Raw genomic sequence first — 23,070 nt, 5'->3', positions numbered from 1 at the left:
TACTTAGGATTGCTGCTCCCATGCATTCATCATTTTCTCTACTTCTTCATTCAATTGGGCAGCAAAGTTAGTAAATTTCATCGAACCTTTATCACCTTCACCCTGTTTTCTTACCGAAACTTCTTCTGTTTCTGCTTCTTTCTCGCCTACAATGAGTAAATAAGGGATTCTTTTCAACTCATTATCGCGGATTTTACGTCCGATCTTTTCATTACGGTCATCCACCTGCGAACTAATTCCCTGTTGCTTGAAATAGCTGTTCACTCTGTGAGCATAATCATTGAACTTCTCGCTGATAGGTAATATTACCACCTGGTCAGGCGCCAGCCATAACGGGAATTTACCTGCAGTATGCTCGATAAGCACTGCAATGAAGCGTTCCATCGAGCCAAACGGAGCACGGTGAATCATCACCGGACGGTGTTTTTGGTTGTCCGCTCCTGTATATTCGAGTTCGAAACGTTCAGGGAGATTATAGTCAACCTGTATTGTTCCCAGCTGCCAGCGGCGGCCCAAGGCGTCTTTTACCATAAAGTCGAGTTTGGGACCATAGAAGGCCGCTTCACCAAGTTCAACTTTTGCAGGCAGGCCTTTTTCTTCACAGGCTTCTATAATAGCCCGCTCTGCTTTTTCCCAGTTTTCATCGCTACCAATATATTTTTCGCGGTTTTCAGGGTCGCGCAAAGATATCTGGGCTTCGAAATTTTCGAAGTCAAGCGCCTTAAAGATAATGAAAACAATGTCCATCACTTTCAGGAATTCAGCTTTCAATTGCTCAGGTGTACAGAATATATGCGCATCGTCCTGAGTAAATCCACGGACACGGGTTAAGCCATGAAGTTCCCCGCTTTGTTCGTAACGGTAAACAGTGCCAAACTCAGCCAGACGCAAAGGCAGGTCTTTGTATGAGCGTGGAATTATTTTGTAAATCTCGCAGTGGTGAGGACAGTTCATCGGTTTCAATAAGAACTCTTCTCCTTCTTCCGGTGTATGGATAGGCTGGAAAGAATCCTTACCGTACTTTTCGTAATGTCCCGAAGTAACATACAATATCTTACTGCCTATGTGCGGAGTCATTACCTGCTGGTAATCAAACTTACGCTGGATTTTCTTTAAGAAATCCTCTAGTTTCAAACGTAACTGAGTACCACGTGGAAGCCATAATGGAAGCCCTTTTCCTACGTTTTCGGAAAAAGCGAACAATTCCAGCTCTTTTCCGATCTTGCGGTGATCGCGCTTTTTGGCTTCTTCAAGCATTATCAGATACTCGTCCAGCATTTTCTTTTTAGGGAAAGTGATACCGTAGAGACGGGTAAGTTGTTTACGCTTTTCATCGCCACGCCAGTATGCACCTGCCGCACTAAGGATTTTTACAGCCTTAATGTAAGATGTATTGGGTAAGTGCGGCCCGCGGCAAAGGTCTGTAAACACACCTTGTGTATATGTTGTGATGGTACCGTCCTCCAGATCGTTTATTAGCTCTACTTTATAGTTCTCGTGACGGGCATCGAACATCTTTATTGCATCTGATTTGGTAATGTTCTGACGTTTGATTTCTTCCTTATTGGCGATAAGCTCCATCATCTTTGCTTCTATCTTAGCAAAGTCCGCATCTTTTACGGGAGTATCACCAAAGTCTATATCATAATAAAATCCATTTTCGATGGCAGGTCCGATACCAAATTTGGCATGAGGATAAAGTATCTGTATGGCTTCGGCCATAAGATGGGCGGAAGAATGCCAATAAGCGTGCTTGCCGTCTTCATCTTCCCATTTCAGCAGTTCGATCGTCGCGTCTTCGTCTATTGGACGGGTCAAATCCCATACTTGTCCATTGACTTTGGCTGCAAGTACGTCCTGAGCCAGACGCGAACTGATGCTTTCTGCTATCTGCATCGATGTGGTTCCTTTTGCAAATTCTCGCACAGAACCATCCGGAAATGTAATTTTTATCATTTTTAGTTTCTATTTAATTATGCAGCTCCTACAAACAAGCTGCTTTTTTGAACTTGCAAAAATAATCATTTTTTGTAACAGATGTGATATTCTGTCTATTTTATTTCGGTAAGCGGCTATTGATGACCGGTTATAAAAAAGGTAAAAAAAGTAACAAAGGTAACACATATTTTAGCTATTAGCTGATAGCTTTTAGCCGTTAGCTCAGGCTATCGTATAAGTGATTTACAGTTAATAGTATTCTCACGCAAAGACGCAAATTCTAGCTTATCACCATATTCACGTTTATTAACCATGTTTGGTTAAAACCTGACACATCTGACAGAATTTTCATCGTTCTTATCTTGTTATTTTTGCATCCGTTAACTATCTTTAGTTAAAAGGTAACAAAGGTAACACAGAAAGCAATTAATAATTAAGAATGAAAAAATTAAGAACCAATAGTCAGCGGAGCTAATTAGCTTCGACCCTCTCTGTAGCCTCCCCTCGGGGAGGTTGGAGGGGCCAATCAATACTTCAAAGAGCTACAAGCCATCAGTTAAAGGCTATTGGCTCTGATTATATAGATAAAATTTTTGCAAGAGATTAAAGAATAGGTATAAAAATATTCCTCATAGAACTGTATAAAATTCTATGAGGAATATTTATCGGGAGTATTCTTAATTTATTCTGTCATGCGTTTAATTATGCTATAAGCCTCCACAACGCCCATTTCCCCGGCTTTACGCATATCGTCGAGTGCACGGTCTTTGTCTTTGACCTGGAAGCGGCTTAATCCCCTGTTGTAATACCCTTCGGCAAACTCAGGGTCGCGTCTGAGAGCTTCGTTGTAGTCAAGTATGGCGGCACGGTAATCGTTTTGCTTGTAGCGTATTCCCGCCCTGTTGTAATAAGCATAGATAAATTCAGGATTCAGCTCTATCACTTTGTTATAATTCTTGACAATGAGGTCGTACTCCATTTTACCCGGATCGACAATAGTCGTTGCAGCAGGTAATGAATTGTCTTTCTTTATTCCGCCTAAGGTCGCTAAATCAGTTTGATCGCTTTTCTTTTCATACTCAGGTACATTTTCCCTCAGGTTGAGTTGTTTCGTATATACAACGGCCAGATTGAAATATGCCAGCGTAAATTTCGGATCGAGGCTTATTGCCTTATTAAAATCTTCTATAGAGTTGGTAAAATCCTGTACCAGCATATAGTCCATAGCTCTGGCAAAATACAGGTCTGCATTTGCCGGCTGGTCGGCAATACGTTTCGACAGGTCGTCTATCGATTTGAAGTGCTCCTGTATCTGGAATTCGTTCAGGGAAGCCTCACTGTTAGTGATTCTCAGTTTTTTAGGCAATATTGCCCGTTTGTTTATATTGTCGATAAGCTGGCTGTAATACACAAACCGGCGGATATCGTTCGGCTTTTCGTAATATGAAACAATAAACTGAGGTTCCAGATCGAGTTTGACCTGCTTGTTCTGTATGCGGCCTCTGGTATCATTGTTATATTTGCTTTTTTCTTCCTCTGTCTTATCAGCTACAACAAGCAGGTTAAATTTATCAATGTCTTTGTCCGATTTTTCCCTTGTCTTGTCCTTTTCTGATTTTTCTTCGGTTTGTCCGGCCAATATTTCTTTATTTTTACGGCTTTCCTCATTACGTGCATAATTGAAATCCCGTTCAGCGCCTTTCAGGTCGTTTTGGCGGCGTTTGATCTCGGAACGCATATAAAATCCGTGATAGAATTCGGGATATTCCGCCAATACAACATTCAGGTCTTCCAATGATCCTGTATAGTCTCCGATATTATTCTTTATCAGGGAGCGGTTGAAATACGCGATATAGTTGTTTGGCTCATACTTCAATACTATATCGAAATCGGCTATGGCACGGTTGTCGTCACCTACCTGTGAACGTAGTAATCCACGGTTGAAACGGGCAATTATATTATTCGGGTCGAGGTCGATAACTTTATCGTAGTCGGACATCGCTCCGCGAAGGTCATTCTTTGAATACCGTATCAATCCCCGGTTGATGTAATTACCGGATTGAAGCGGATCTATACGTATGGCTTCGTCAAGGTCGGCCATTGCTTTATCATAGTCCTTTTTATAATAATAGAGCAATCCGCGCATAGAGTAGGATTGGGGCAGGTATTTATCGAGCTTTATAGCCTGGTTATAATTTTCGAAGGCCTGTAGCGTATCTCCTTTTTCCTGATAGAGGGCTCCTCTGGTGAGGAAGCCTTGTGTATAGGTCGGATAGGATTTGAGCAGGGTGTTCAGATATTTTTCGGCTTCTTCGTAATCCTTCTTTTGGATATTGACTATACCCATGTTGATTAATGCGAATTTATCGTTCGGATATACCTCCAGCGAAACTTTGTAATCTTCTAATGCTCCATCATAGTTATTCTGATTCTGGCGGGCATCGGCACGTAGCTGATAAGCTTTCGACATAAAAGGGTTTCTTTCCAGGGCCAGCGTGCAGTCATCTTCCGTACCCCTGTAATCGTCGAGATAATATTTTGCAATGGCACGATAAAAGTAAGGTTCCGCAAGGTACGGCTTTGCTTTTATGGCCTGATTGAAGTATTGTATCGCCAAGACATAATCTTCGAAATAGAGCGAGTTACGTCCTATTAAGATTACACGGTCTGTATTAATCTGGGAAACTGCGATCAGGCTGTTTATCAGAACTAGTATTGAAAATAAAAATCTCTTCACGATAGATTGTATTAATCATTGAGCAGCAAATATATGAATAATACGTTAACAAAAAAGAAGAGAGGCTGTCGGAGCCTCTCTTTTTAATATATTTTTTAGTTTTCGAAATAGTCGTCGTGATAGTATGAATTCTTCTTGAGATAATATGTTCTGTCTCCGTAGTAGCGGGATGTTCCGTAATAACCTTCACGTCCTTTAACATCATTGAAGACAAGCGCTATGTCTTCCACACCGTCATATCTCAACTGGGTGATAACGCTCTTGAAGAATGATTTATTTGTTTTGGCACGGCGTACCACAAACAAAGTCGTATCTGCTATTTCGGATAGAATGTATGCATCCGAAACCAATCCTACAGGGCTACAGTCGATGATGACATAATCGTACATTTCCTTCAGGTGTTCCAGTACTTGCTTTGTTTTAGCCGTTTTTATTAGTTCGCTTGGGTTTGGAGGCAATGTTCCGGCAGGAATGATATCGAATCCATAGTCGGGATGAGAGTATGTGATTTCATCCAATGTAACCTGTCCTATCAGGTAGTTCGATATGCCTTTCTGCGAATCTATTTGTAGCGTTTTAGCAACTGAAGGTCGGCGGAGGTCTAAGTCTACAATGATAACTTTTTTACCCATCAGTTGATATACAGACGCAATGTTCGTAGCTATGAATGTCTTACCGTCAGCAGGCTCAGTAGAGGTAACCAGGACTGTTATTTTATTTTCCCGCTGTGCCATATATTCTATCCGGACACGCATATTACGAAACGATTCGGCAAAGCTCGATTTCGGATAGTTCTTGACCAGGACTACTCCGTTATTAAGTTTCTTGGAAACATTTTCTATTGTACCGATAACAGGGAAGCCTGAAATTTTTTCGCATTCTTCTTTTGTCGTAATCGAGAAATTCAAAATTTCTTCTTTCAGTACTACGAAGCATAATGGCAGAATGAGACCTATAATAAAGTAATATGTATAGTTCTTACCTATTTCTCCTCCATTTACAGCTCCACCCATTTGCCTCGGTGCTTCCCAGATAAAGTTGTCCGGTGTATTTGAAGCCTTTTGTATTTTGGCTTCATATTGTCTTTGAGTGAGATACTGGTGGTACATCTCATTTACACGAAATTCCCGCTGGAACTTTATCAAGTCCCGTTCCTGAGGAGGAAGATTGTCTATCTTCAATTGGAGCACTTCATATTTTCGTACTAAGGCATCTTTCTGGTTTTGAAGATTGATCTGGGAGACCTGGATTTCTTGTAAAATTTTTACCCTGAGGTCGTTCAACTCATCTATGGTTTTATTATATAATGGGTTTTTTGCCCCCAGATTTCGTGCTTTTTGTAATAATTCATTATATTTTACAACGAATTCACTTAATTTAGGATTCCGGATATTCATACTAGCCGGATCCATTAAATCATCAGTTCCGAGTATTTTCTCCTTCATTTTTTCGGTCAGGAGCAAAACGGATTTTTCTCTTAAGGCTAGGGCATCTTTTTCCCTGTCTGCACTATCCAGAGCTATTCTTAATGACTGGGATGAAACATCATATACACCGGTTTCTTTCTGAAATTTTTCGAGCTTGAAGCGTGAAATATCCAGGGAATCATTAATTAATTTCAACTGGTTGTCAAGAAATTCTATTGTAAGTTCTGCCTGCTCGTTTTTTAGAGCCAGGTTGTAATTCTCAAATTCTTTAAGTAATACATTCAGGTAATCTACATCCTTTGCCGGGTTTGTGCCTGACATTGATATGGATAGGATGGATGAATTATTTTGAAGGTCAGAACCTATACGTCCACTATACATTCCTATGAGTTGGCCTTCGGAGAGGAATCTGAAATTGAATGTTGAAATATCCGGTTTGAAAGCACCTTTGACATCGTTTCTGAAATTAGGAGTCTTATGCAGTTTTATTTTGAATAGCTTATAGTCTATTTCTTGTTCAAATGGTGCTATTAAAGATATTTTAGTTTCTGATTCAGGATTCTCTTTATAGCTGATTTCACATTTTTCCTGGTCGATATATGCTATTTCGTATGAGTAATTATATGCTTCCGGCTTAATATCGATCATTTCTATTTCGATGGGTGTGTCTGTATACAAGCTGATATATTTGAACCGAGTCTGTATATAATACTCTATACGCATTTTAGCCGGTAAACTTTTTACAGTCCTTTCGGTTAGTCCATAGGATTTTAATACAATTTGTTGATTTTCTGTATTACGCAATAATGTCCCTGTTGGAACAGAACCTGCAACAACACTGGCAGTATTCCTATCTTCCAAAATCATCAAGGCCTGAACATAGAATACAGGTACCCATGATTTATTTTTTATATATGCATAGCCAAGAAATAGGGCGACCGATATAATAAAAAGATACCAGTATTTCAATATACGGTAAAACCAAAGGACAAAATCGAATGAGATGTTTGTCTTTGTCTTTACTTCCTCGAAATAGGGATCGGACTCTATTACTTTTTTATTGTTATTATCCATGATAACTATCTGTTTCTATAACGCTTATGTTTGGGTGTTTGTTCTTCAATTAACCATCATCACTAACTGAATGCTTATTATCTTTTATCTCTCTACATCTGTGTCTTCTCGCTCTTTTATCTAAAATCCCCGGTATATGATTGAGTATAATAAGAACTGTAACGGAACTGACATTGTTGTAATAAAAGAACTCATCGAACTTATATTGAAGAATGAGTTTTTATTTGTAGGAAAATAAATAACATCATTTGGCTTAATATAATAATATTCGGACTGAATTACATCCTGGCTCCTCAGGTCGAATGTTTTTACCTGTGTGTTTCCATCGGGTCCTTTTCGCACTATACTCACCCTGGTAAGATCCATCAGGCCGGTGGTTTGTTGTGATATAGCCAATGCCTGATAAATAGTCATATTATCTTTATATACCTGATAAGACCCTCTTTTATCGTTGGCATAAATATAGAAAAAATTATTGGCCATAGTTACTTTTACCTGTACATCTTTTACTGATTGTTGCATCAGGTTTTGTATAATGATTTCGGCTTCTTGTACGGTATGTCCGGCAACTTTGGCTGTACCGAAAAACGGAAGTATAACAGTGCTGTCTTCGTAGATCGTATATGTTTTCAATACATTCTGGTTGTTGGTAATTACCGTATTGAAAGTGCTTACCAGTTCCTGGTCACTGGATGAAATAGCACATGATATCATATCTCCGACATCCAGTTTGTATTCCTTAAATTCTTGAAGGGGGTACTGTTTGTCAATAGCCTGAAGATAGTTTATCTCTTCGCTCGATATACAAGAGGAGAAAATACCTGAGATGGATATGCAGAGTAACAGAAAATATAACGTGTATTTCATATTAAAAAATTCTGAGTATTAATATTATAACTCCGGCTAGTGATGTTATCATGCCGAAAACTCCTGTAAATGATGTGGTTGCCCCCAGGAATTTTCCTTTAGTTTGAGGTACATATATAACATCGTTTGGCTGTATATAATAAAATTCAGTGTCGATAATATCTTTGCTTCTCAGGTCGAATGTTTTGGTGAGTGACCCACTCGCGTTCTGTCTGATAATAGTCACTTTAGAACGGTCACCGTAAGGCCCTATATTAGTCGCTATGGATAGAGCCTGATATATTGTCATGGAAGTACTGGTCATCGTTATTCTGTTTGCTCCGGCTTCTCCCAGTACACTGAAATACCTGTTAGCTAGTGTAACATCAGCCATAGTTCCTTCCGAGAAGGTATTCAGTTTCTGACTGATAGCAGTTTTTATTTGTAGGAGGGTAAGTCCCTGGACATATATTTTTCCAACATAAGGAAAGTTGATAGTACCATCTGCATAAACAGTTGTAGGTCTTATGTTCCATGTGTTTTCCAGACTTCTGATTTCGGAGCCTACACTAACACCTGTCGATTCGTTCATGCCTCTGAATGTATATTGGGGGCTATAACCGGCAAACATATTTGCGGTTTCACGATCCCATGCATATACAATGATGCTTAACTGATCTCCGGGGATGACTTTGTATTCTTCTGCTTTGACCATCAACTGAGGATAATTCAGTTTTATATCTTGCAGCAGGTCTGTTTGCTTGTTGGTTACACAAGAACTGAGACTGGAGATAATACAAAACAGTATTAAAAGTACTTTTGTTAGGCTTTTCATAAATTATATATCCGGTTTCTCAATTTTTATTATCCGAAGGTTTTACTTTGTAATGACAATTTGTCCGCCCTTTTATTAAATTGTTCAGTTTACTCTTTATTAGTTGTTTACGTATGCCTGATATCTTGTCTATAAACAATATTCCCTCTATATGATCGTATTCATGCTGTATGCAACGTGCAAAAAAAGCATCGTATACTTCATCGTGAGAAACAAAATTTTCGTCGAGATATTGTATCCGGATTTTTTCATTCCTGTCTACACCCTCATTGATACCCGGAATACTTAGGCAACCCTCTTCCATTTTTACTACCTCACCTGTTTCTTCAATAATAACCGGATTGATAAATACTTTCTTGAATCCTGAGTAGATTGGATTATCTTCGGCTAAAGGCTCTAAATCGATAACAAAGAGGCGTATGTCCAGCCCTATCTGGGGAGCGGCTAATCCGATACCATCAGCATTGTACATGGTTTCGAACATATTTTCGATAAGTTCTTTCAGATTGGGGTAATCGGATGAGATCTCTCTGCTTTTTTTTCTTAGCACCGAATGACCATACAGATATATGGGTAGTATCATATTTTTTTATTGTTCATTTGTTTTGTAATCGCAGGCTCTCCATATAGCTTTGCAGTATAATGACCGCACTGATTTCGTCTACAAGAGCTTTGTTTTGCCTGTCTTTCTTTCTTAGACCCGCATCAATCATTGTTTTTTGAGCTAAGGCTGATGTAAAGCGTTCGTCGTACATTTCAACAGGGATATCCGGATAAAGATTTTGCAACTTTTTCACAAACGGGCGAATATGCTTCATGTTCTCGGAATATTCGTTATTCATTTGCTTTGGCAGGCCTACTATGATGCACTCTACATCTTCTCTTTCCAAATAGGTTTTAAGATAATCGAACAGAGTATGAGTAGGAACAGTAGTCAAGCCGTTAGCAATAATTTTAAGCGTATCGGAAACCGCTATGCCTGTTCGCTTTGTCCCATAATCTAAAGCCAAAAATCTTCCCATATTAAAAAACAAAGGTAGATAAAAATCTTTATTTATCTCTAATCTAATTAAGTAAATAGTATGAATCTATTCTATTTTGTTTTTTATAACAAGAATAAGAATAGGATTGGCTGTATATCGGGGCGATATCCTGTCTTTCTATCAGTTGTGTCTGTAAAGTTAATTTGTAATAATAGTTTCCGGAGTGTTGATATATTACTCTCTCAGATGTTCAAAGTTACGGCGTTTCAGTTCGAAGTCGCGTCCGAGGTATTTTTCTCTTACTATCTCATTGTTAGCAAGCTGTTCGGCTGTTCCCTGAAACAAAACCTTTCCTTCGAATAGCAGGTATGCCCGGTCGGTAATACTGAGTGTTTCATCCACATTATGGTCGGTAATAAGTATTCCGATGTTCTTATATTTGAGCTTGGCTACAATTTCCTGTATATCCTGCACGGCAATGGGGTCTACTCCTGCGAAAGGCTCATCGAGCATTATAAATTTAGGGTCTATAGCCAGACAGCGGGCTATTTCAGAACGCCGGCGTTCGCCCCCGGAGAGCCTGTCCCCCAAGTTTTTCCTTACTTTTTGTAATCCGAATTCTTCAATGAGGCTTTCCAGCTTCTCCTTCTGATAAGCGGCTGAAGTTTTGGTCATTTCCAGAATAGATCGTATATTATCTTCCACAGTCATTTTCCGGAAGATGGATGCTTCCTGGGCCAGGTATCCGATTCCGTTCTGTGCACGCTTGTATACGGGGAATTTTGTGATCTCCTGTTCGTTGAGGAAGATTTTACCCTCATTTGGCATTACAAGTCCTACAGTCATGTAGAAAGTAGTGGTCTTGCCCGCCCCGTTAGGGCCGAGCAAACCTACGATCTCACCTTGTTTCACGTCTATAGAAACGTGATTGACAACTGTTCTCGATTTGTATCGTTTAACCAGATTTTCGGTACGCAGCACCATGTGCTTCTCCTCCGGTACAGTAATTTCTTCTATTTTTTCCTCCATGTCTGCTTGTAGAGATGCTTAGTCTAATACGGTAACCCAACCGTGAGTGTCGGGTTCATCACCGAGTTGAATTCCTCTCAGTTTGTTATATAATTTTGTGCTCACAGGGCCTGCATTCCCATCTTTGGATATTACATATGATTTGTTTTCGTCTATGTCGTCCACCCTTAGTATAGGGCTTATAACGGCAGCGGTACCCACCTGTCCGGCTTCTTCGAATGTCGCCAGTTCTTCTTCGGTTACTTGTCTGCGCTCCACTTTCATCCCCATGTCTTCTGCCAGTTGCATCAGGCTTTTATTGGTGATGGATGGCAATATGGATGAAGAAAGAGGGGTGATGTATGTATTATTTTTAATACCGAAGAAATTGGCAGGACCACATTCGTCCAGATATTTCTTTTCTTTTGCGTCCAGATATAATACGGCAGAATAACCCATTTCGTGAGCTTTGTTTCCGGCCACAAGGCTGGCTGCGTAGTTTCCCCCTATTTTTATTGTACCTGTACCCAGCGGAGCAGCACGGTCAAATCCGCGAAGAATGGCTACAGGAGTAGGTTTGAATCCTTCCTTGAAGTAAGGCCCTACGGGTGTTACGAATACAAGGAACAGGTATTCGCTAGCTGGTTTTACACCTACTTGTGCACCCATACCCAGTAGTAACGGGCGTATATATAACGAAGCTCCGCTACCATATGGAGGTATGAAGCGTTCGTTTAGTTTTACAGCTTTCAGAACAGTTTCTTCGAATACTTCTACAGGGAGTTCGGCCATCATAATACCATGACACGAAGATTGCATGCGTAAAGCATTGTCGCGCATTCTGAATATGCGGATTTTTCCATCTTTACCCCTGAATGCTTTTAATCCTTCAAATGCTTCTTGTCCGTAATGGAGGCAGGTTGCGGCCATATGAATGTCAATGGATTCGGATGTTGTCTCGGCAGGTGTACTCCATTTCCCATCTTTGTAATAACTTCTTACATTGTAGTCTGTCTTCATATATCCGAAAGACAAATTTGACCAGTCTATAGCATTCATATCAGTAAAAGTTTTAGCATCAATAATAATTGATAGGATTGTTTATTCTCACAAAAATACAATTTTCGGTGATATAAGGATTAAGAGCTTGTTTAAATTTTACCAAAATATTTTATTATAGATTCTTTTTCGTTCATTTTTAGTCTCTTTTTGGCTATTTTTTCCATTCTCTCAGTTCAAATAGCCCGCTATTATCACTTCGAGGAAGAAAAAACTATCTCAAAAATAGTTCTAAAAATTTGAACGAATAAAATTTAAACAGGCTCTAAAATTACTCATTAAGTTTGGCTTTTAATGAAAGAAAGTATTTTATATCATTCATTAAGCCTGCAACTGTCGGTTATGTATTTTCCTGGATGGGCTGTAAGTAGTTTGGGATATGTATCCGGATATTTCCTGCTATTTGCTTCTCTGAAGACTAGCGGTACCGTCGAATAGCCTGTCAATAAATAAGATACCTTGCAGGTGGTCGAATTCATGCTGAAAGATAATTCCGGTGAAATCACTGCCTCGCGACTGTCCCGACAATCTTTCTTTTATCAGTTCTCCTTTTTCGTTGTAATATTCTACATCTATCCATGCATAACGTTTGGTGCTTCCCGACAAATCGGGAACGGAAAGGCATCCGTCACCTTCAAAACAGATGGTTTCGTCGGAGTGATTTACGATGCGCGGATTAATAGCTACCTGGATAGCTTTATCCGGGCGGTCTATTCGTGTAAATAAAAATAAATTCCTGCCTACTCCGACTTGAGGGGCGGCAATTCCCACACCTGATTCGACAGCCAAAGTGAGTTTTAATCGTTGTATAAAATGCTGCCAGTCTTTGTCGGATGCAATATTTTTTATATTTATATCAATACTTTTTTTTCTCAAAAAAAGAGAATCATCAATGTTGTCCGTCCGGAGTACTCTGAATGGGGTGCCGATACCATGGCTGTTAGTTAATGTTTTTTCTTTAGTCGTCATATTTTTTATTGAGTTACACGCAGAAAGGGCAATGCTTATAAGAAGCATGTATATAATTTTTTTCACTGCATTATTTGTTGAGATTTGATACAAAGATAATAAAATGTCAGTTAATAATATAGATCAGGCTTGAAAAAGCATGTGTTACCTTTTTTGTGAAAAATTATCTATATAATGCAGATAGCAAGTGTATTATATAGGGAAGATGCAGCAAGATGAAAACATTGTAAACGTTGTAACCTTTGTTACTTTCTAATAAGATATTCGCTGATTACCAGTGGCGTATATCTCTCTTGAAAAATAAGCAATTGTAAAAAACATACAATACATATTGAAATATAGACTGAAATAAGAAAAATATATATTATTTTGTGACAATACGGACTATATGACGACATATATAGAAATGAATTACTGATAGATGAAACAAACGGTAAATGTAGACGTGCAGTTTTTGGAAATGATACGCCAGAATGAAGGTATCATTTACAAAGTCACCTCTTTTTATACCGATACAGAGCATCCGTTGGGAGACTTATACCAGGAAGTGGTATTAAACTTATGGAAAGCCTTCCCCTCTTTCAGGGGCGACAGTAAATATTCTACATGGATATACCGGATTGCCCTGAATACATGTGTTTCTTTTTACCGGAGGAGTAAAAAGAATATCAGTTATGTGGATATATCAATGGATATACCCGATGTGGTGGATAATAATGAGGAAATACAGGAGTTGTATAAACTTATAAATCGTCTGGGAAAAATAGAACGGGCATTAGTCTTACTTTATCTTGATGATAAATCTTATAAAGAAATTGCCGAGATAACAGGGCTGACAGTTACCAATGTGGCTACAAAAATAAGCCGCATCAAAGACAAGCTGAGAGATATGTCGAACGAATAAAACGAATCATTATGGATTTGGATAATATAAAGAAAACATGGCAGGAGACGGAGATAAAGCCTTCCATAGATAATGAAAAAATACAAAAAATGATTTCTAATGAAGGCCGGAGCGCATTCAATAGCCTTATCAGATATGAAAAAATAGGTATAATACTGCTTGTTTTATGTATTCCTATGATATTTGCGCTTTCGCTTCGCCACACACCTGTTATTGTGTTTTATTTATTTAGTGTGGTCATCTTCCTGATGTGGCAGGTTTATAAGTTCAAAAAGTTGAGACGGATTAGTTTGTCGGAAATGAGCATTACGGAAATTTCCGGCCATTTCTATTGGTATAGGAAAGCCATACTAAAAGAATTTGTAGCCGGTTTGGTTTGGATAATATTTTTCTTTATTCTGTTTGGCTATTTCGAATTACTTGATGATACGGATTATTTTTACAAACATCTTACTGTACTGATTATTTCAGTATCAATAGGGCTGGTCTTGGCTATAACGATATATAAAATAGTTTATTGGAATAATATAAAGAAGATGGACCTTTCTATAAGGGAAGTACAGGAGTTTGAGAAAGATAATAAATAGGGTATACAAACCGTCAGAAAAGATATTTGCAACCTTTCTATATTGTTTTATCTATATATGGCAGATAACATGGTATGAAGGTTTCCAAAAAGCTAACGGCTAATAGCTATCAGCTAAAAGCTGAAATGGATGTTACCTTTGTTGCTTTTTATAGGCTATAGTCTGATTATAAACTAAATAGGCCTTCGGCTTAATTAATCATAAATATATTACGGATGAGAACTATTACTTCAGCCATTCTTGCAATTATACTGATTATTTCAGTATCCTTCACGGCCTCGGCACAGGCCGGAGATAAATATACAGGGGCTCTCTTGTGGAAAGTGTCGGGTAACGGGCTTAGCGAACCGTCTTATATTCTCGGCACACATCACCTTGCCCATGTGAGTTTTGTTGATAACATTCCGGGCTTGAGGGATGCGATGGCAAAAACACAGCAAACAGCAGGTGAGTTATTGCTGTCGGATGAGGCAGCGATGCAGCAAAAAGTGCAGGCTGCAGCAATGATGCCGGCCGGGGAATCTTATTCAAAGCTACTTTCGGCAGAAGATATTCAAACTCTGGATGAGGGGCTGAAATCTTTAATAGGAGCAGGCCTGGATCAATTCGGGCAATTCAATCCGGGTATGATCTCGATGATATATACCATCACGCTTTATACGAAACTTTATCCTGAGTTTAATCCGATGGCACATGAAGCTATCGACTCTTATGTGCAACGGATAGCAAGAGAGAATGGTAAATCAGTTTTAGGTTTGGAGTCAGTGGATGATCAGATTTATGCTTTATTTGAAGCCGAACCGCTAAAAGATCAGGCGGAGTCTCTGGTTTGTAGTATAAAGAATAGTCATTCAGCTAAGGAGCAATTGGATAAATTGAATGCTTATTATAAAAACGGCGATTTAACAGGTATGTATGATCTGGCTTTCAATAATCCGGATGAACCATGTGAAATTTCACAAACTATGCAAAATGCCATAAATAAAGACCGGAATAATAAGTGGGTGGAGAAACTGCCTGCAATAATGAAAGAAAAATCGAATCTGATTGCTGTAGGAGCCTTACATCTTGCCGGTGAAGAGGGTATACTGAACCAGCTGGCGACAAAAGGTTATACGGTAGAGCCTGTGAAATAATGTCAAATGAGATTGCGTCCTATCCAAAACAGAATAATGACAAGTAGCACTGCATATATCGCCTTCCGGCGATAAAGTGATTGTCTGATGTGGGGATATCTTTCTTTTCCTCCGAAATATTCCAGATATATGCATATCAGAATATAGGGAATTGCTAAGATCAGTAAGGGGTTGGAATTGAATGCTTCTTTGATTTGCAAGTGAAGCAAATGGTGCGCAACCCGTTGTGAGCCGCATCCCGGACAGTCTAACCCGGTAACCGCATGAAACGGGCATTGAGGAAAAAGGGACGATTCCTCGGGACTGAACAGATAGTAAAGAATGCCTCCGGCAATCAATAATATCACTATCCCCAGCAACCGCCGGATATATGTATATTTTCCTGCGGGTAGTGTTTTTCTATCCATATGTACAGAGTATTACAGCCAGGAAAATACTGATCCTACTATTGCTCCGAATATTACAAGCAGCACATAGCAGGCAGGCAAAAATAAGATTCCGGCCAAAGCCCATTTTTTTGCATTTTCGGCAGCCTGTGTCGCGCGATCATATTCTTTGGCATAATAGAGGGATTCCACTTTGGCCGCATAAAATATACCGACAACACTGATCGGTGAGCAACAGAATATAGATAATAGTATTGATTCCACTAACCAGTTCTTAGGCATAGGGAGTATGTCGTCCCATCTCCGGGTATTGTTGTCCTGCCTATAATTTGTTTGTTGGTAGTTGTTTGCAGGTTGAGGGGAGGCAAGGGGTTGCGATTGAGGCTTTGGCTCAGCGGCTACAGTTTCTGCGGGACTTGTTTTTATAGCTGCAGCTTCCGGTTTCCTTTCTTCGGGAAGAGGTATCTTAGTATCGAATAGGAAAGACAATTCGGGTACACTTCCCGCATTTATCCAGTCGGGCATTCCCGAACGCCAAACCAATGTTTCGGGGCGGATTCTTTTTGAAGGTAAATCATTCGAGGGAAACGGCCCGCACTGTTGTTTCGAGATATCATCTATATAATAATATTTTACCATAATAACTATATCGCTGGTATTGAGTAGTAAGTAATAAGTTTGAGTTTGCCTGTGCCTATTTGAATATTTTGTCAATGCCTACAGTTGGTGCTGCATCCGGAATATCTTCATCAGTTCCTTTGTCGCATACACCGTATCCAGGGGCAGGAGCGAACTGATCCGTTTGTTTGTAGCCCAGTTTAGGATTAGCATAGACCTTCTTCATAAACAAGCCGAATATAGGAAGCGCCATTGCAGCACCCTGTCCGTCGCTTGTACGGTCGAAATGTATGGAACGGTCTTCGCCGCCGACCCAGCATCCGGCTGAAAGCTTAGGACTGAAGCCCATAAACCAACCGTCGGAATTGTTCTGCGTTGTTCCGGTTTTGCCACCCAATGGGGCGGTAATACCATAGTTGCGTCTTACGCGACCTCCTGTTCCTCCGTCGATTACACCACGAAGCATATCCAGCATTTTTACATAGGTGCCCTCACTGAACACTTCGTCGAGTTTGGCTGTGAAGTTTGCCACTACATTACCAGAACGGTCTTCTATATGTGTGACATAAACAGGATTAGCTCTTACTCCTTTGTTCGCAAAGGCTGAATAAGCCGCCACCATTTCGGCAACAGTAACTTCCGGTGTTCCCAGGCACATAGCAGGTACGGGATCGATATGTCCGGTAAGCCCGAATGAACGCAGGAAGCGTGCAAATGCATAAGGAGAAGTCCTGTTCATCAGGTATGCAGTTACCATATTGTCGGAGTTTTGCAACCCCCATTTTATAGTTACCATTTCGCCTATCTTGGCTGTTCTTATTCCTCTTGGCGGATGTTGGCGTCCCATTTCGTCGATTAGCACTTGCTGTTCATATTGCATTTGGTCGCAAGGGGTTACGCCTTCTTGCATGGATAATGCATACAGATATGGTTTTATAGTGGAACCGACCTGACGGCGTCCCATATTTACCATATCATATTGGAAGAAACGGTAGTCGATGCCGCCTACATATGCTTTTACATAGCCGGTATGTGTATCCATAGCCATAAATCCGGCTCGCATAAATCCTTTATGATAACGGACCGAATCCCACGGAGTCATGATAGTATCTATTTCTCCCCTCCACGAGAAGACTTTCATATCTACCGGCTTCTTAAATTCAGCTAATATCTCTTTCTCCGAAGCCCCTGCCTTCTTCATATTCCGGTAGCGGTCGGTTTGCTTCATCGCTCTATATAGTAACGAATCTACTTGCTTAGATACAGAGTATGAGTATGGAGCATAAGAACGTCCTTTCTTTTCTTTATCGAAATCCGGTTGCAGTTCTTTGCTCATATGTTCGGTCATTGCTTCCTCTGCGTATTGCTGCATGCGGGAGTCTATAGTAGCATATATCTTAAGTCCGTCAGTTGCCAGATTGTAAGTACTGCCATCCGGCTTTTTGTTTTTGCTGCACCAGCCATACAGTGGGTTTGTTTCCCAGCTAAGTGAATCTATCGCAAACTGTTCCTGTTGCCATGAGGCATAATTGGACCTGTCGGGTTTTTTAGCATTTAGCGTCAGACGCAGATATTCCCTGAAATAAGGAGCTAATCCATCTTTATGGTCTACCCGTCTGAAATCCAGTTTTAGTGGTATCTGTTTGAGTGAATCGTATTGCTGTTCTGTTATGTAATCGTTTTTGCGCATCTGATCCAGTACGACATCCCTTCGGCCTTTTGTACGCTCGGGTTGCCTTTTCGGATTGAAGTAAGACGGATTTTTACACATGCCGATAAGGGTGGCTGCCTCTTCTATTTTCAGGTCTTTCGGCGTCTTGTTGAAATATACCTGAGCTGCCGATTGGATACCCACGGCATTATTTAGAAAGTCGAACTGATTGAGATAAAGATTTATGATCTCGTCTTTTGTGTAATAGCGTTCGAGCTTTGCTGCAATTACCCATTCGATAGGTTTGCGTAGAAATACACGTACCATCCAGTTTTCTGCCGGAGGAGAGTATAGTTGTTTTGCCAACTGTTGCGTGATGGTGCTACCGCCACCTCCGCTCGATTGCTGAAGTATAACTGTCTTTACTACTGCACGGGTCAATGCATAGGCATCGACTCCCGAATGTGAATAGAATCGCGCGTCTTCAGTGGCAATAAGAGCTTGCACCAAATATGGCGACAGGTCACTATAGTTTGAGTAGATGCGATTGTTTTTAGCTTGTGAATATGTCCCCAGTAATACGGCGTCGGAAGAATATATCTGGGAAGCATATTTGTCTATGGGGTTCTCTAGTTCTTCCACATCAGGCATATAGCCGACGATGCCTGTGGCAATACAGGTGAATAGAATGATAATCAGCGCAATGACGCAGCCGAAAGCTACCCATAGTTTTTTTACTATTTGTTGAGGTGTGTATTTGCCAAGAAACTTCTTTTTCTTCGATTTCGCTTTCTTATCCATATAGTGAGTCTAGGTCTAATCAGTTTGCAAATTTAAGTAAAACGTTTTTAATATTGGAGATAAAAATCCTTAAATGGTTAAATATAGTAATTAGTAAACAGTAGTCTCGCGTAGAGAGGCCAAGGAGAAAAAAGGTAACAAAGGTAACAGAAATTAATGAAGAATTAAGAATGAATAATTATCTTGTCAGTTAACAGTTAACGGTTAACAACTTGTTTCTCGTGTCCTGTCTACTCGTATCTCATAAAACTTATTACTTATCCCAATACTTTAAAGAGCTAATGGCTATCAGCTAACAGCTATTGGCTCTTATTATATAGATAAAATTATATGACTAAAGCGACACTTGATTTTTAGTACTATACCGGATCTACATCGTAGTGCAGGAGAATGGCTTTAAACTCTGTATTTGCGAATACAGATGATTGGTGAAAGAGGATTGTTTCCCTTACTTTCTGTATAGACGCGTTGTTTTCTATCTTCAGCAGAATATTCCGGATATATAAGGACTGAATGCGGGATACCGGTGGTTTGCCGGGGCCGAGTATCCGTCCGCCGAACGATTGCCTTAACGCATGGGCAAATTGGGAGGCAGCATTCTCTGTGAGTTTTTCGTCCCGTCCCCTTACAACGATAGATATAAGCCTGAAAAAAGGGGGGTAGCGAAACAGCTTGCGTTCTTCTGTCTGTGTCTGATAGAACGATTCGTAGTCGTTGTGCTTTACAAAGTTGATAATGGGATGGGAGGGATGCGCCGTTTGCAGCATGACAAGCCCTTGCTTATTCTTACGCCCTGCGCGTCCACTGACCTGAGTAATGAGTTGATATGCTTTTTCATAAGCACGGAAGTCCGGATAATTCAGCAAGTTGTCAGCATTCAGTATCCCAACAATAGACACATTGCCGAAATCCAGCCCTTTCGATACCATCTGTGTACCGATCAGTATATTTGTCCTGTTATCTTCGAATCGGGAAATAATATGTTCGTAAGATTTTTTTCCCCGTGTCGTATCCAGATCCATACGTGCGACAGCCGCTTCCGGGAAAAGAGAGTTCACTTCCTCTTCGATACGTTCCGTGCCATAACCCAGAAATTCAAGTGTCGGCGTTTTACATTCCTCGCAAACATCCGGTACCCGGTATGTAGACCCGCAATAGTGACAGACAAGCATTCGCTGCCCCTTGTGGTAAGTAAGGCTTACATCGCAATGGGAGCAACGCGGTGTCCATGAACAGTTTTTACATTCAAGCAAAGAAGCGAAACCGCGCCTGTTTTGGAACAGTATAACCTGCTCTTTCTTTTCCAAGGCTTCCTTTACTTTGTCTATCAGGGGAGGGGATAGAACCGATTTCATCTGCTTCTTGCGTCTCAGCTCCTTGGTGTTGACAACAGCTATCTGAGGGAGTTCTATGTCCTCATGCCTTTTGGTTAGTTTTACCAAGCCATATCTTCCCGAAAGGGCATTGTGATACGTCTCTATGGAAGGTGTGGCGGTGCCGAGCAATACTTTGGCGTTATACATATTTGCCAATACAATGGCGGCATTGCGGGCATGGTAGCGTGGAGCTGGGTCTTGCTGCTTGTATGAGCCTTCGTGTTCTTCATCTACGATGATAAGTCCAAGATTGGTGAACGGCAGGAAAATGGCAGAGCGTGCACCCAGTATGACCTGCGTTTCTCTGTCTTTTAGTAACTTGTTCCATGTTTCGGCCCGTTCGTTGTCGTTAAACCGGGAATGATAGACGGCGAGCTTATTGCCAAATACCGTTTTCAGGCGGTTGGTGATCTGCGTTGTCAGCGCTATTTCGGGTAACAGGTATAATACCTGTTTGCCTTTGCTTATAGCATCTCTGATAAGCCGGATATATATTTCGGTCTTACCGCTGGAGGTTACTCCATAAAGCAAGGTAGTGTCTTGTTCTTCGAATGATTTTATAATTTCCTCGTATGCCTGTTTCTGATAGTTATTGAGTTCGTAGGCGGATTCGATATTGGTCTCTCCGTAATCGAAGCGGCTGATCTCAATGTCATACACTTCCAGTATCTTCTTCTTTACCAACTCGGATAATACGGCGGGTGATGCGTCGGCATCTTCCAATAGCTGCTTTTTGGGGATAATCTGGCTGTTTTCGTTCAGATGGAGAAAAGCAGTCAATAAATGCTGTTGTTTTTTTGCTCTTCCCAACTCATTGAGTATATCATTGAGTTCGTTATCGGTATATGAATATGGAAGCCTTACTGCAGAAAGAGTTTTTGCGGAATAGGTATTTTGGATATCTTCATTTATATATGCCGCCCCTTTATCCACCAGAGATTTGATGGCGGAGATGGCGTTTGTCAATCCTGCACGCTTTTCTACTTCTGCGATTGTAGACGCTTTTTCAGGCGACAACAAATAGAATACCTTCTGCTCATTTGGAGTAAAAGGTTCTGCCGCTTCAAAGTCGGGATTGAGGAAGACATGAGTCTCACTTTCCAGTTTCAGGGCTGATGGTAGGGCTGCACGGTACACATCACCCAGCGAACACATATAATAAAAGGAAACCCACTCCCAGAATTTCAACTGGAAGGGGGTTACTATAGGGTAGTCCTCCAAAGTGGAGACTATATCTTTGATCGGTGTTTGTTTTTCTACCGATTCGTATGTGCGGAAAACTATCGCCGTGTAAAATTTCTTCTTTCCGAACTGTACAATTACCCTGCTGCCTTCGTAGACCGTATCGGCCAGTTCCGGCGGAATAATGTATGTGTATAGTCCCTGTAAAGGAAGCGGTAATATTACGTCGGCGTATAATGTCATTCGTTAGAATAAGTATGCAAGACTGACTGTCCAGGTTTGTCTATCTACCTTTTTGAAATCTTTAGCAGCTTCCTGATCGTAGGTATCGGTGAACTTATAACGGTAGTTCATTCCCAGATCGAGGTGGCTTAATAAGCTAACACCTGCACCTGCAATAAACCCTGTCTGGAATCCTTTTTGGTCGTATGTCTGATTGTCAAATTTCAGTTCGCCGCCGCCTACTTTCAGATTACCGTATACACCGGCTGAGAAATATATACCGGCAATGCCGAAAATAGAGAATCTTTTCTTCAGACTGATAGGCACAGTCAGATAACTAAGGTTTGATATATCTCCTTGTTTTTCATTGTTTTCTACATTATAACCTTTGTTTCCGTAGGCTAATCCTGTTTCTACGCCAAAACCTGTTAGTGGTACGTTTAGTTCAAGTGTTCCGCCGACTTGAAATCCGACACGGTTTTTTACGTTCAGTATGCTAGAGTTTACTTTATGATCTGCAACATCGATTCCCCCTTTTAGTCCATATCTGATTATTTGGGCAGAAGATGGATTGATGCTAGTTATAAATAAGAGTAATAACAGGCCTAAAGGCAAAAAATACTTAGTTTTCATAATGAATTTCATTTTTAATTATACTATATACTATAACAAATCGGAATATATATAGTTTTATTGTGGCGCAAATATAGGAAAAAGAAAGAGATTTTGATTTCCTCCTTATTTGCGAATGATATGGATATTGAATTAATTTATATCTCGTGATATGTTATTTTGGAATAAGTTGAAAATTACTCTAAAGCATTTGTGAAAACAATTTTATTTTTTGTGTTGTTCTAACTTTATATAGAATATATTGCTAACCCTAAAAAAACTCTATTATGTCCAATCATGATGAAAACTCAAACAATGACTCCTATTTGGATAAAAGGTTAGGAGCACCGATGAAGAAAATCGACGGACTGAGCAGTGATAAGAAGAAAGCTGAGTCGGAGCATCTTCATGCTTTTAGAGAAGATGTAGATAAAGACGAGAATAACCCGGAAAAAAAAGAATAACTTAATAGAATAATTAAATATCATGGATGTATTAAAATATTTCTTTATATCGGTTGGTGTTATATCGATATTGTTGTTTCTTACTTTGTTGATTATAGGCGTAAAGGTTGTTTCAGCCATACTTTTATATGTTGTTGGCGCAATAGCTGTAATATCGGCGATCGGATTCATTATTTTCTATATCGGAAAATGGACGGGCAAAAATGAATCAAAATAGATTTACTTCTACTCAATAGCTTCACCTAACTTGGTTGT

General features: G+C 40.1%; 20 protein-coding genes. 5 read left to right on the top strand and 15 right to left on the bottom strand.

The genetic code is table 11. The annotated features are described in order from the left end of the window. Positions 1-3: 3 nt before the first annotated feature. The 10 genes from thrS to def (HMPREF9455_RS06500) form a co-directional block, all read right to left on the bottom strand. Complete coding sequence (gene thrS, locus HMPREF9455_RS06545; protein WP_006798840.1) at positions 4-1,956, bottom strand: threonine--tRNA ligase; 1,953 nt, start codon at positions 1,954-1,956, stop codon at positions 4-6. A gap of 664 nt (positions 1,957-2,620) precedes the next feature. Then, positions 2,621-4,675, bottom strand: coding sequence for a tetratricopeptide repeat protein (locus tag HMPREF9455_RS06540; protein WP_006798839.1), 2,055 nt, complete (start codon positions 4,673-4,675; stop codon positions 2,621-2,623). A gap of 95 nt (positions 4,676-4,770) precedes the next feature. After that, entirely contained in the window at positions 4,771-7,176 is a 2,406-nt protein-coding gene (locus tag HMPREF9455_RS06535) for an exopolysaccharide transport family protein (protein WP_006798838.1), read from the bottom strand. A gap of 120 nt (positions 7,177-7,296) precedes the next feature. Then, a complete protein-coding gene (locus HMPREF9455_RS06530) occupies positions 7,297-8,043 on the bottom strand; it encodes a polysaccharide biosynthesis/export family protein (protein WP_006798837.1) in 747 nt (248 codons plus the stop codon). A gap of 1 nt (position 8,044) precedes the next feature. Next, on the bottom strand, positions 8,045-8,857 hold the full coding sequence (locus HMPREF9455_RS06525) for a polysaccharide biosynthesis/export family protein (protein ID WP_006798836.1): 813 nt from the start codon (positions 8,855-8,857) through the stop codon (positions 8,045-8,047). 19 nt (positions 8,858-8,876) lie between these two features. Further along, positions 8,877-9,440 (bottom strand): peptide deformylase, encoded by a 564-nt coding sequence (gene def, locus HMPREF9455_RS06520; protein ID WP_006798835.1) that lies wholly within the window; start codon positions 9,438-9,440, stop codon positions 8,877-8,879. Positions 9,441-9,453: 13 nt separating this feature from the next. After that, positions 9,454-9,879, bottom strand: a complete 426-nt coding sequence (gene ruvX / locus HMPREF9455_RS06515; RefSeq protein ID WP_006798834.1) for a Holliday junction resolvase RuvX — start codon at positions 9,877-9,879, stop codon at positions 9,454-9,456. 195 nt (positions 9,880-10,074) lie between these two features. Next, entirely contained in the window at positions 10,075-10,869 is a 795-nt protein-coding gene (gene lptB / locus HMPREF9455_RS06510) for an LPS export ABC transporter ATP-binding protein (RefSeq protein ID WP_006798832.1), read from the bottom strand. 18 nt (positions 10,870-10,887) lie between these two features. Further along, a complete protein-coding gene (locus HMPREF9455_RS06505) occupies positions 10,888-11,907 on the bottom strand; it encodes a branched-chain amino acid aminotransferase (RefSeq protein WP_006798831.1) in 1,020 nt (339 codons plus the stop codon). A gap of 399 nt (positions 11,908-12,306) precedes the next feature. Continuing rightward, the gene (gene def, locus HMPREF9455_RS06500; protein ID WP_006798829.1) at positions 12,307-12,876 is read right to left on the bottom strand and encodes a peptide deformylase; all 570 of its coding nucleotides are present in this window, start codon (positions 12,874-12,876) and stop codon (positions 12,307-12,309) included. 421 nt (positions 12,877-13,297) lie between these two features. On the opposite strand from def (HMPREF9455_RS06500), the gene HMPREF9455_RS06495 reads away from it, so the two are divergent. The 3 genes from HMPREF9455_RS06495 to HMPREF9455_RS06485 all read left to right on the top strand — a co-directional run bounded on the left by HMPREF9455_RS06495 (position 13,298) and on the right by HMPREF9455_RS06485 (position 15,503). Continuing rightward, positions 13,298-13,780, top strand: a complete 483-nt coding sequence (locus HMPREF9455_RS06495; RefSeq protein ID WP_006798828.1) for an RNA polymerase sigma factor — start codon at positions 13,298-13,300, stop codon at positions 13,778-13,780. Positions 13,781-13,791: 11 nt separating this feature from the next. Further along, positions 13,792-14,367: a hypothetical protein gene (locus tag HMPREF9455_RS06490; protein ID WP_006798827.1), complete on the top strand. Its 576-nt coding sequence runs from the start codon at positions 13,792-13,794 to the stop codon at positions 14,365-14,367. Positions 14,368-14,582: 215 nt separating this feature from the next. Next, on the top strand, positions 14,583-15,503 hold the full coding sequence (locus tag HMPREF9455_RS06485) for a TraB/GumN family protein (RefSeq protein ID WP_006798826.1): 921 nt from the start codon (positions 14,583-14,585) through the stop codon (positions 15,501-15,503). Between the two features lie 2 nt (positions 15,504-15,505). Here the strand turns inward: HMPREF9455_RS06485 and HMPREF9455_RS06480 are convergent, their stop codons facing one another. The 5 genes from HMPREF9455_RS06480 to HMPREF9455_RS06460 form a co-directional block, all read right to left on the bottom strand. Further along, positions 15,506-15,910: a DUF2752 domain-containing protein gene (locus tag HMPREF9455_RS06480; protein ID WP_006798825.1), complete on the bottom strand. Its 405-nt coding sequence runs from the start codon at positions 15,908-15,910 to the stop codon at positions 15,506-15,508. A 12-nt stretch (positions 15,911-15,922) separates the two neighbouring features. Continuing rightward, positions 15,923-16,528: a GYF domain-containing protein gene (locus HMPREF9455_RS06475; RefSeq protein ID WP_006798824.1), complete on the bottom strand. Its 606-nt coding sequence runs from the start codon at positions 16,526-16,528 to the stop codon at positions 15,923-15,925. A 55-nt stretch (positions 16,529-16,583) separates the two neighbouring features. Continuing rightward, positions 16,584-18,959 carry a transglycosylase domain-containing protein gene (locus HMPREF9455_RS06470; RefSeq protein WP_006798823.1) on the bottom strand — a complete coding sequence of 792 codons (2,376 nt, stop codon included), beginning with the start codon at positions 18,957-18,959 and terminating at the stop codon, positions 16,584-16,586. Between the two features lie 359 nt (positions 18,960-19,318). Beyond that, the gene (gene priA / locus HMPREF9455_RS06465; protein ID WP_006798822.1) at positions 19,319-21,760 is read right to left on the bottom strand and encodes a replication restart helicase PriA; all 2,442 of its coding nucleotides are present in this window, start codon (positions 21,758-21,760) and stop codon (positions 19,319-19,321) included. 3 nt (positions 21,761-21,763) lie between these two features. Continuing rightward, entirely contained in the window at positions 21,764-22,372 is a 609-nt protein-coding gene (locus tag HMPREF9455_RS06460) for a porin family protein (protein WP_006798821.1), read from the bottom strand. A gap of 266 nt (positions 22,373-22,638) precedes the next feature. On the opposite strand from HMPREF9455_RS06460, the gene HMPREF9455_RS21505 reads away from it, so the two are divergent. Together HMPREF9455_RS21505 and HMPREF9455_RS06455 are read left to right on the top strand one after the other, a co-directional pair. Beyond that, on the top strand, positions 22,639-22,815 hold the full coding sequence (locus HMPREF9455_RS21505) for a hypothetical protein (protein WP_006798820.1): 177 nt from the start codon (positions 22,639-22,641) through the stop codon (positions 22,813-22,815). Between the two features lie 22 nt (positions 22,816-22,837). Further along, positions 22,838-23,032: a hypothetical protein gene (locus HMPREF9455_RS06455; protein ID WP_006798819.1), complete on the top strand. Its 195-nt coding sequence runs from the start codon at positions 22,838-22,840 to the stop codon at positions 23,030-23,032. Positions 23,033-23,070 lie beyond the last annotated feature (38 nt).

It is taken from the genome of Dysgonomonas gadei ATCC BAA-286 (assembly GCF_000213555.1).
Taxonomy (GTDB): domain Bacteria; phylum Bacteroidota; class Bacteroidia; order Bacteroidales; family Dysgonomonadaceae; genus Dysgonomonas; species Dysgonomonas gadei.
This window is presented reverse-complemented; position numbering and strand designations above follow the sequence as displayed.